Source organism: Pseudomonas sp. GW821-FHT05D12, assembly GCF_059419825.1.
Genome location: NZ_JBWKSN010000021.1, coordinates 69,863 through 79,347, shown reverse-complemented (window position 1 = coordinate 79,347; position 9,485 = coordinate 69,863). Strand labels below are relative to the sequence as shown.

The 9,485-nt window shown below is 62.4% G+C and carries 3 protein-coding genes; all 3 read left to right on the top strand.

The genetic code is table 11. The annotated features are described in order from the left end of the window. The first annotated feature begins 276 nt into the window (after positions 1-276). Genes recC through recD form a run of 3 tightly spaced genes read left to right on the top strand, consistent with a single transcriptional unit; the run spans position 277 to position 9,466 of the window. On the top strand, positions 277-3,729 hold the full coding sequence (gene recC / locus AC07SI_RS28700) for an exodeoxyribonuclease V subunit gamma (protein ID WP_495006992.1): 3,453 nt from the start codon (positions 277-279) through the stop codon (positions 3,727-3,729). Beyond that, the gene (gene recB / locus AC07SI_RS28695) at positions 3,726-7,400 is read left to right on the top strand and encodes an exodeoxyribonuclease V subunit beta (protein WP_495006991.1); all 3,675 of its coding nucleotides are present in this window, start codon (positions 3,726-3,728) and stop codon (positions 7,398-7,400) included. Before recC ends, recB begins: the two co-directional genes overlap by 4 nt. After that, on the top strand, positions 7,397-9,466 hold the full coding sequence (gene recD, locus AC07SI_RS28690; protein WP_495006990.1) for an exodeoxyribonuclease V subunit alpha: 2,070 nt from the start codon (positions 7,397-7,399) through the stop codon (positions 9,464-9,466). Before recB ends, recD begins: the two co-directional genes overlap by 4 nt. The last annotated feature ends 19 nt before the right edge of the window (positions 9,467-9,485 follow it).

Sequence of the window (9,485 nt, the reverse complement as noted above, 5' to 3'; positions counted from 1 at the left end):
AGAGTAGGTCATCGTCAAGATTAAATTCCAGAACCCCTGTTTGCTAACGCAGACAGGGGTTTTGTTTTGGGCGGTCGGAAATGCGCAGATGCCGTCGCGTAGTGCTAATCCTCCGCTGTTCTATTTGATACACGCGATGCGCGTTAACCGTAGCGTCCCGAGCCTGATACTGTCGCGACAGCCAAAATCTCCCCATATCCTGCATCCCAAGACCGCCAATACCGCCTTCAATGCTAAAGTCGCTCCCTCGATTTTGCTTTTCCCAAGGAAGCCGTTATGCCGGATGCGACGTCCCTCAGCGCTGGATTCATGGTGGTTCACGGCAACCGCCTGGATGAACTGCGCAGCCTGGTTGTCAGCTGGATGCGTCGATATCCGCTTGCGCCCCTGGAAAACGAAATCGCCCTGGTCCAAAGCAACGGCATTGCCCAGTGGCTCAAGTTGGCCTTGGCCGAAGACCCGGAAGAGGACGATATGGGCGGCTGTGGAATCGCGGCTGCCATCGATGTGCAACTCCCCGGCAGTTTCATGTGGCAGCTCTATCGCATGGTCCTGGGCCGTGACGAAATCCCGCCAAAATCCCTGCTCGATAAAGCCCCGCTGACATGGCGCCTGATGCGCCTGCTCCCGGAGTTGATCGATCAACCGTACTTCGAACCTCTGCAGCGTTTCCTCACTCACGACGCCGATCTGCGCAAACGCTACCAACTCGCTGAGCGCCTGGCCGATCTCTTCGACCAATACCAGGTCTATCGTGCCGACTGGCTGGAAGATTGGGCTGCCGGCCGCCATCAGTTGCGTAACGGCCGCGGTGAAACCAAGCCCCTGGACCCAGCCAACTGCTGGCAAGCTGAGTTATGGCGCGCGCTGTTGCTGGATGTAGGCGAGGAGGGCATGGCCCAAAGCCGTGCCGGTGTACACCAGCGCTTTATCGAGCGCATCAATACCCTTGAGAAAGCCCCACCAGGCTTGCCCTCCCGAGTGATTGTCTTCGGTATTTCCTCGTTGCCCGCCCAGGCTCTTGAAGCCCTCGCCGGCCTGGCGCGGTTCAGCCAAGTGTTGTTGTGCGTGCACAATCCATGTCGCCACCATTGGTCCGACATCGTTGCCGACAAAGACCTGCTACGTAACGAATACAAGCGCCAGGCGCGTAAAGCCGGCATGCCCGTCACCATCGATCCGCAGACCCTTCACCAGCACGCCCATCCGCTGCTGGCAGCCTGGGGCAAACAAGGGCGTGACTACATCAGCCTGCTGGACAGTTACGACGACCCCAATAGCTACCGCGCGGCCTTCCGTGACGGCCGCATCGACCTGTTCAGCGAGAGCGAACCCAGTACCTTGCTCAATCAGCTCCAGGACGACATCCTCGAACTGCGCCCACTCAACGAAACCCGTGAGCTATGGCCCGCTGTCGACCTGCAGCGTGATACTTCAATACGCTTTCATGTCGCCCACAGCGCCCAGCGTGAGGTCGAAATCCTCCACGACCAACTGCTCCAACGCTTCAGCGCGGACCCTGCGCTGCGCCCGCGTGACATCATCGTCATGGTTCCCGACGTCGACAGCTACGCGCCGCACATCCGTGCCGTATTCGGCCAGTTGGAGCGAACTGATCCACGCTTCATTCCCTTTACCCTCACTGACCAGGGCCAACGTGGCCGCGATCCGCTGCTGATCGCCGTCGAGCACCTGCTGAAGCTACCCGACAGCCGCTTTCCGGTCAGCGAAATCCTTGACCTGCTGGACGTTCCCGCGCTGCGCGAACGCTTCGCCATCAAGGAGCGCGACCTGCCCACATTGCATCGCTGGATCGAGGGTGCCGGGATCCGCTGGGGTCTCAATGCCGAGCAACGTGCCGGCCTCGGCCTGCCCAATGAGCTGGAGCAAAACAGTTGGCGATTCGGCCTGCGCCGCATGTTGCTGGGCTATGCCGTCGGCACGGGTCTCGCCTGCGACGGCATTGAGCCTTACGATGAAATTGGTGGCCTCGACGCCGCGCTGATCGGTCCCTTGGTCGCTCTGCTCGATGCGCTTAATGACGCGCATCAAGCACTGTCGCAACCGGCCGCGCCACACGAATGGGGCGAACGCCTGCAACGCTTGATGCAGTTGTTCTTCCTGCCCAGCAGCGAACACGATGACTTCCTGCTGGGCCAACTCGAACAACTGCGAGAAACCTGGCTGGAAACCTGCGAGTCGGTCGGCCTGTATGACGAGTTACCCCTGACCGTAGTACGTGAGGCCTGGTTGGCCGGTCTGGATGAAGGCCGTTTGTCCCAACGCTTCCTCGCCGGAGCTGTCAATTTTTGCACCCTGATGCCCATGCGCGCGATCCCGTTCAAGTTGGTCTGCCTGCTTGGCATGAACGACGGCGATTACCCGCGTGCGCAACCGCCGCTGGATTTCGACCTGATGGGCAGCGACTACCGCCCCGGCGATCGTTCACGCCGTGAAGATGACCGTTACCTGCTGCTGGAGGCGCTGCTGTCTGCCCGGGACCAGCTCTACATCAGTTGGGTCGGCCGCAGCATCCGTGACAACAGTGATCGCCCGGCCTCGGTGCTGATCGGCCAATTGCGCGATCATCTCGCCAGCGGCTGGCATAACGCACACACACAAGAGCCGTTGCTCGAAGCGATGACCCAGGAGCATCCGCTCCAACCCTTCAGCGCCCGCTACTTCCATGAAGGCGATCCATTGTTCAGCTATGCCCGTGAATGGCAGTTGCTGCACGCCGCAGTCGAGGCCATTGCCGTAGAGGACGAACTGGCGCCGCACCAGCAAGAAGAACCCTTGAGTCTCGGCCAGTTGCAGGACTTCCTGCGCAACCCGGTCAAACATTTCTTCAGTCAACGTCTGAAGGTGTTCTTTGAAGCCGCTGAGGTGCCGTTGGCCGATGAAGAGCCCTTCGTCCTCGACGCATTACAACGCTACAGCCTGAGCGACAGTCTCTTGAGTGCGGCGCTGAGCCATCCCGATCACCTCGACCAGGCCCTGAATGCCCAAGCCCTGCGCTTGCAAGGCAGTGGCCTGCTGCCAATGGTCGGTTTCGGCGAGTGCCTGCGCAACGAGCTGATTGAGCCATTGCCCGACCTGCTGCAGCGCTATCAGCAGCTTCTGGCGCTCTGGCCGCAGCCCCACACTACCGCCGAACCGATCAGTTTTGAGCATCAAGGTATCCAGCTGGAAGGCTGGATCAGCGGTCTGCATCGACGCAGTGATGGCGGCCTGCTGAGCGTGACCACCATCCCCAACAGCATCGGCTCGATCAAGACGCGCAAATGGCACCGCCTGATTCGGCCCTGGGTCAATCACGTGGTTGCCTGCGCCTGTGGCCTGCCGTTGAGTACAGGGTTGGTGGCCAGCGACGACACCTTGTTGCTGGCCCCATTGGATCCGACCACTGCCCGGGAGATCCTCGCCAACCTGCTCTTGGCCTGGCACCACGGCATGAGCAAGCCTTTGCCCGTGGCGGTTAAAACCGCGTTCGCCTGGCTTGGCCAGACCGATCCGGCCAAGGCCCAGGCCGCTGCCAGCAAGGCCTATGAAGGTGATGGCATGACCACTGATGGCGAACGCCGTGAAACCCCGGCACTCACACGACAATTCCCCGATTACGCCGCGTTGGTCGCCAGTGAAGAGTTCGAAGGCTGGTGCGAAACCTTGTACCGCCCACTGATCAACGCCGCATGGCGATCTCTCACCCGCGAGGAGGCCGGCGCATGAGCAGCAAACCCTTGGCCCTGGCCTTCCCGCTGCAAGGCAGCCAACTGATCGAAGCCAGCGCCGGTACCGGCAAGACTTTCACTATTTCCGCGCTGTACTTGCGCCTGGTCCTCGGCCACGGTGGTGATGAATGCGGTTTTGGCCGCGAACTGCTGCCCCCACAAATTCTGGTAGTGACCTTCACCGACGCCGCCACCAAGGAGTTGCGCGAACGCATTCGCATCCGCCTGGCAGAAGCGGCACGTTTCTTTCGCGATGAAATACCGCAACCCGATGCCCTGATTGCCGAGCTGCGAGATCAATACCCGCCTGAGCAGTGGCCCGCCTGCGCCAATCGCCTGGACATCGCCGCCCAGTGGATGGATGAAGCTGCTGTTTCGACCATCCACAGTTGGTGCCAGCGCATGCTGCGCGAGCACGCGTTCGACAGCGGCAGCCTGTTCACTCAAACCCTGGAAACTGACCACAGTGATCTGCTTGGCGAAGTCTTGCGCGATTACTGGCGGTTGTTCTGTTACCCGATGCATGACGACGCGCTCAATTGGGTGCGCAACAACTGGGGCGGCCCTGCTGCCTTGATGCCACGGGTACGCGCCTTGTTCGGCAGTGAACGACCCACGGATGAAGCCCGTGAACCTGCCGAGCTGATCAACGCCTGCCTGCAAGAGCGTCGAGCAGCGCTGATACACCTCAAGGCGCCTTGGCAGCAATGGGCCGCCGAGCTGCGTGACATCTGCCTGCAGGCCGTGGCCGCCAAAGCCGTCGACGGCCGCAAGATGCAGGCGCGTTACTTCGAACCCTGGTTCGAAAAGGTCAGCGCCTGGGCCGCTGACGAAACCCTTGAGCAACTGGACATCGGCACTGGCTTCACCCGCCTGACGCCCGAAGGCATGGCCGAAGCCTGGAAGGGCGACCCGCCGCAGCACCCCGGTATCGACGCTATGGCTGGCCTCAAAGCTGCGCTCGACGCACTGCCAACGCCTGACGCGGCGGTGTTGCAGCATGCTGCCGGTTGGGTGGGTAAACGCTTCGAAGAAGAAAAACGCCGTCGCGCCGAAATGGGCTTCGACGACATGCTGATTCGTCTCAACGCCGCCCTCCAGGCCGACGGTGGCGAGCGCCTGGCCAGCGTGATCCGCGAGCAGTTCCCGGTGGCGCTGATCGACGAATTCCAGGACACCGATCCGGTGCAATACAGCATCTTCGACAGCATCTACCGCATCGAAGAAAACCACCTCGACAGTGGCTTGTTCCTGATCGGCGACCCCAAGCAGGCGATCTATGCCTTTCGTGGTGCCGACATCTACACCTACCTGCGTGCGCGCCAATCCACCACCGGCCGCCATCACACCCTGGGCACCAACTTCCGCTCCAGCCACGCGATGGTCGAGGCGGTGAACCACGTGTTTCAACGTGCGGAAACTGGCCGTGGCGCGTTCCTGTTCCGCGAGCCGGACGGCCAGAACCCGGTACCGTTCCACTCGGTGCTGTCCCAAGGCCGCAAGGAGCAATTGCAGGTCGACGGCCAAGCAGTGCCAGCGATGAACCTCTGGCACCTGCCCACCGATCAGCCGGTTTCCAACGCGGTGTACCGCCAGCAACTGGCCGCAGCCTGTGCCACGCAGATTGTTGAACTGCTCAATGGCGGTCAGCAAGGCACAGCCGGTTTCCTACATCCGGAGGCGGGTTTTAAAGGCGTGCTGCCGTCAGACATCGCCATCCTGGTGCGCGATGGCAAGGAGGCCCAAGCCGTGCGCGCCGAGCTGGCCGCCCGGGGCGTGCGCAGTGTGTACCTCTCGGACAAGGACTCAGTGTTCGCCGCCCAGGAAGCCCACGACCTGCTGGCCTGGCTCAAGGCCTGTGCCGAGCCGGACGTCGAGCGCCCGCTGCGAGCCGCCTTGGCATGTGTCACCTTGAACCTGTCGCTGCCGGAGTTGGAGCGTCTGAATCAGGATGAGCTGGCGTGGGAATCCCGTGTCATGCAGTTCCGTGGCTACCGCGCCATCTGGCGCACCCAGGGCGTGCTGCCGATGTTGCGTCGCCTGCTGCACGATTTCAAACTGCCGCAAACCCTGATCGCTCGCAGCGACGGCGAGCGGGTGCTGACCAACCTGCTGCACCTCAGCGAATTGTTGCAACAAGCTGCTGCGGAACTGGATGGCGAACAGGCGCTGATTCGCCATCTGGCCGAACACCTCGCCTTGTCGGGACAGGCCGGCGAAGAACAGATCCTGCGCCTGGAAAGTGATGAACAACTGGTCAAGGTCGTGACCATCCACAAGTCCAAGGGGCTGGAGTACGACCTGGTTTTCCTGCCCTTCATCTGCTCGGCCAAGCCTGTGGACGGCAGCCGCTTGCCGCTTCACTACCACGACGAGCAGGGTAAATCCCACGTGAGCCTGCGGCCGACCGCCGAGTTGATTGCCCTGGCTGACGACGAGCGCCTGGCCGAAGACCTGCGTTTGTTCTACGTCGCCTTGACCCGCGCCAAACACGCCTGCTGGCTGGGTGTCGCCGACCTCAAGCGTGGCAACAGCAGCAGTTCGGTGCTGCACTTGTCGGCGCTGGGCTATTTGCTCGGCGCCGGTTCGTTGCTGGGCGAATCTGCCGGCCTGGCGCGCTGGTTGCTGGACCTGCAGGAAGGCTGCCCCGCGATTCACTACGCCCACGTGCCCGAAGCTCAAGCCATCCTGTTCCACCCGCCGCGTAACGAAGCCACGCTGCTTGCACCGTTGCTGCCCAAACGCAAGGCCGCGGAAAACTGGTGGATCGCTTCCTACAGCGCCTTGCGTATTGGCGACAGCATGAGCGCCGCCAGCCTCGAAGCGCCGGAAAGCCCACAAGCCCAGAAGCTGTTTGATGACGAGCGCCTCGACCCCGACGCACCGCGCGAAGTGCCGGCATCCGGCGGTGATATTCACCGTTTCCCACGTGGCCCGAACCCAGGCACCTTCCTCCATGGCCTGTTGGAGTGGGCCGGCGAAGATGGTTTCAACGTAACGCCCGAGGCGATCGAAAAAGCCGTGGGCGCGCGTTGCAATCGGCGCAACTGGGAGGGCTGGATCGTCACCCTCAGCGACTGGCTCGCTCACTTGCTGCAAACCCCGTTGCCCGTGGATAACGGCCAGGTCAGCCTCAGTGGCTTGCAGCACTACCAGATCGAAATGGAGTTCTGGTTCGCCAGCCACAAGGTAGACGTACTCGCCCTCGACAAGCTGGTGTGCCAGTACACCCACAACGGCGTGTCTCGCGTTGCCGCCGAACCGGTGTTGCTCAACGGTATGTTCAAGGGGTTTATCGACCTGACTTTCGAACACGATGGCCGCTATTACGTGGCTGACTACAAGTCCAACTGGCTCGGTCCTGACGATTCGGCCTACACCCAAGCCGCCATGGAACAGTCGATCCTCGAGCATCGGTACGACCTGCAATACGTACTTTACCTGCTGGCCCTGCATCGCCAGCTCAAGGCGCGCCTGCCGGACTACGACTACGACCGCCATGTCGGCGGCGCCCTCTACCTGTTCCTGCGCGGCACGCAGGCCGCTAGCCAGGGCGCGTATTTCACTCGGCCACCGCGCGAATTGATCGAAGGCCTGGATCTGTTGTTCCAGGGCAAGCCCATCCCGCCCAAGGTTGAGCCCGCCTGGGAACAAGGAGTGTTGTTATGAGCCTGTCGCCATTGCCGTTGGAGGAACTGGCGCCCCTCAGCCGCGCCGCCGACCTGCTGCAACTCTTGGAACGTTGGGTGGCGCGTGGCTGGTTGCGCGCCCTCGACAAAGCCTTCATCGGCTTCCTGCATGAACTCGACCCGCAGGCCGACCCCCTGGTGCTGCTGGCGGCCGCGCTGACCAGCCACCAATTGGGCCATGGCCACGTCTGTCTGGACCTGTTCGAGACCCTGAAAGCGCCGGACTTCGCCTTGTCCTTGCCGCCCGAAGGCGATCTGCAGACCACTGCCATGCTGCTGCCGTCGCAGTTGCTCGACGGTCTGGACGGCGCCCATTGGTGCCATGCCCTGGCTGCCAGCGGCCTGGTCGCGTTGGCCGTCGATGGCAGTGAATCAGCCCAAAGCCGTCCGCTAGTACTGTCCGGCAAGCGCCTGTATTTGCGCCGCTACTGGACCTATGAACGACGTATCGACACGGCACTGCGCCAGCGCCTCGCCACCCAGGAAAGCGTCGCTGCCGATTTGCCCCAGCGTTTGAATGGCTTGTTCGACCAGCCCGCGCCCGAGGGTGTGATCGACTGGCAAAAACTCGCCTGCGCCCTGGCGACTCGCGGGGCATTCAGCATCGTCACCGGTGGTCCCGGTACCGGCAAGACCACCACCGTGGTGCGCCTGCTCGCGTTGTTGCAGGCGCCTGCGGTGGAAGTCGGCACACCGTTGCGCATCCGCCTGGCCGCCCCCACCGGTAAAGCCGCCGCACGGCTTACCGAGTCCATTAGCCAGCAAGTACTGTCGCTGAAAGTGCCCGAAAGCGTGCGGGAAAAAATCCCGACCCAGGTCACCACGGTTCACCGCCTGCTGGGCAGCCGCCCGGGTACTCGGCATTTCCGTCATCACCTGGGCAACCCACTGCCGCTGGATGTGCTGGTGGTGGACGAGGCGTCGATGATCGACCTGGAGATGATGGCCAACCTGCTCGACGCCTTGCCGCCCCATGCGCGGCTGGTGCTGCTGGGGGACAAGGACCAGCTGGCGTCGGTGGAGGCGGGCGCCGTACTCGGCGATTTGTGTCGCGACGCCGAGGCCGGTTGGTACAGCCCAGAGACGCGTCAGTGGCTGCAGGCGGTCAGCGGCGAAGACCTCGACGCCAGCGGCCTGCAGGAAGACCTCGATGGCAGCCACCCGCTGGCCCAGCAAGTGGTGATGTTGCGTTACTCGCGGCGTTTCGGCGAGGGCAGTGGCATCGGCCAATTGGCGCGCTGGGTCAACCAGCAGAATGCCGAAGAAGCGCGCAAGTTGCTGGCCGCGCGCAGCCATCGCGACTTGTTCTGCGTCAGCCTCAAGGGCGAACACGACCACGCCCTGGAGCGGCTGGTACTGGACGGGCAGGGTGATGGCGCCGAAGGTTATCGCTATTACCTCAACCTGCTGCACAGCGCGCGCCCGTCCCTGGATACTCCACGCGAGGACGCTGCCTGGACCCACTGGGCGCAACAACTGTTGCAAGCCTTCGACGCCTTCCAGTTGCTTTGTGCCGTGCGCAAGGGACCGTGGGGGGTGGAAGGCCTCAACCTGCGCATCACCGCGGCCTTGCGCAAGGTGCGGCTGATCGAAGGTGACGAGCAATGGTACGAAGGCCGCCCGGTGCTGATGACCCGCAACGATTACGGCCTGGGCTTGATGAACGGCGATATCGGCATCGCCCTCAAACTGCCCGAAAGCGACGGGGGGCCGCAGGTATTGCGCGTGGCCTTCCCGCGCAATGATGGCCAGGGCGGTGTGCGTTTTGTACTGCCCAGCCGTCTGAATGATGTCGAAACCGTGTACGCCATGACCGTGCACAAGTCCCAAGGCTCGGAGTTCACCCACACGGCGCTGATCCTGCCGGACGCATTGAACCCGGTGCTCACTAAAGAGCTGATCTATACCGGGATCACCCGCGCCAAGCGCTGGTTCAGCCTGATCGAACCCCGTGGCGGCGTGTTTGAAGAAGCGGTACGACGCAAGGTCAAGCGCTTGAGCGGGTTGATGCTGGAACTGGGTCAGGAGACGGAAAAAACTGACTGACAGGTCATGCGATATTTCT

Excerpts from the sequence above, each read along its gene's own strand:
- recB (WP_495006991.1), top strand. The coding sequence starts at position 3,726 with ATGAGCAGCAAACCCTTGGCCCTGGCCTTCCCGCTGCAAGGCAGCCAA.
- recC (WP_495006992.1), top strand. The coding sequence starts at position 277 with ATGCCGGATGCGACGTCCCTCAGCGCTGGATTCATGGTGGTTCACGGC.
- recD (WP_495006990.1), top strand. The coding sequence starts at position 7,397 with ATGAGCCTGTCGCCATTGCCGTTGGAGGAACTGGCGCCCCTCAGCCGC.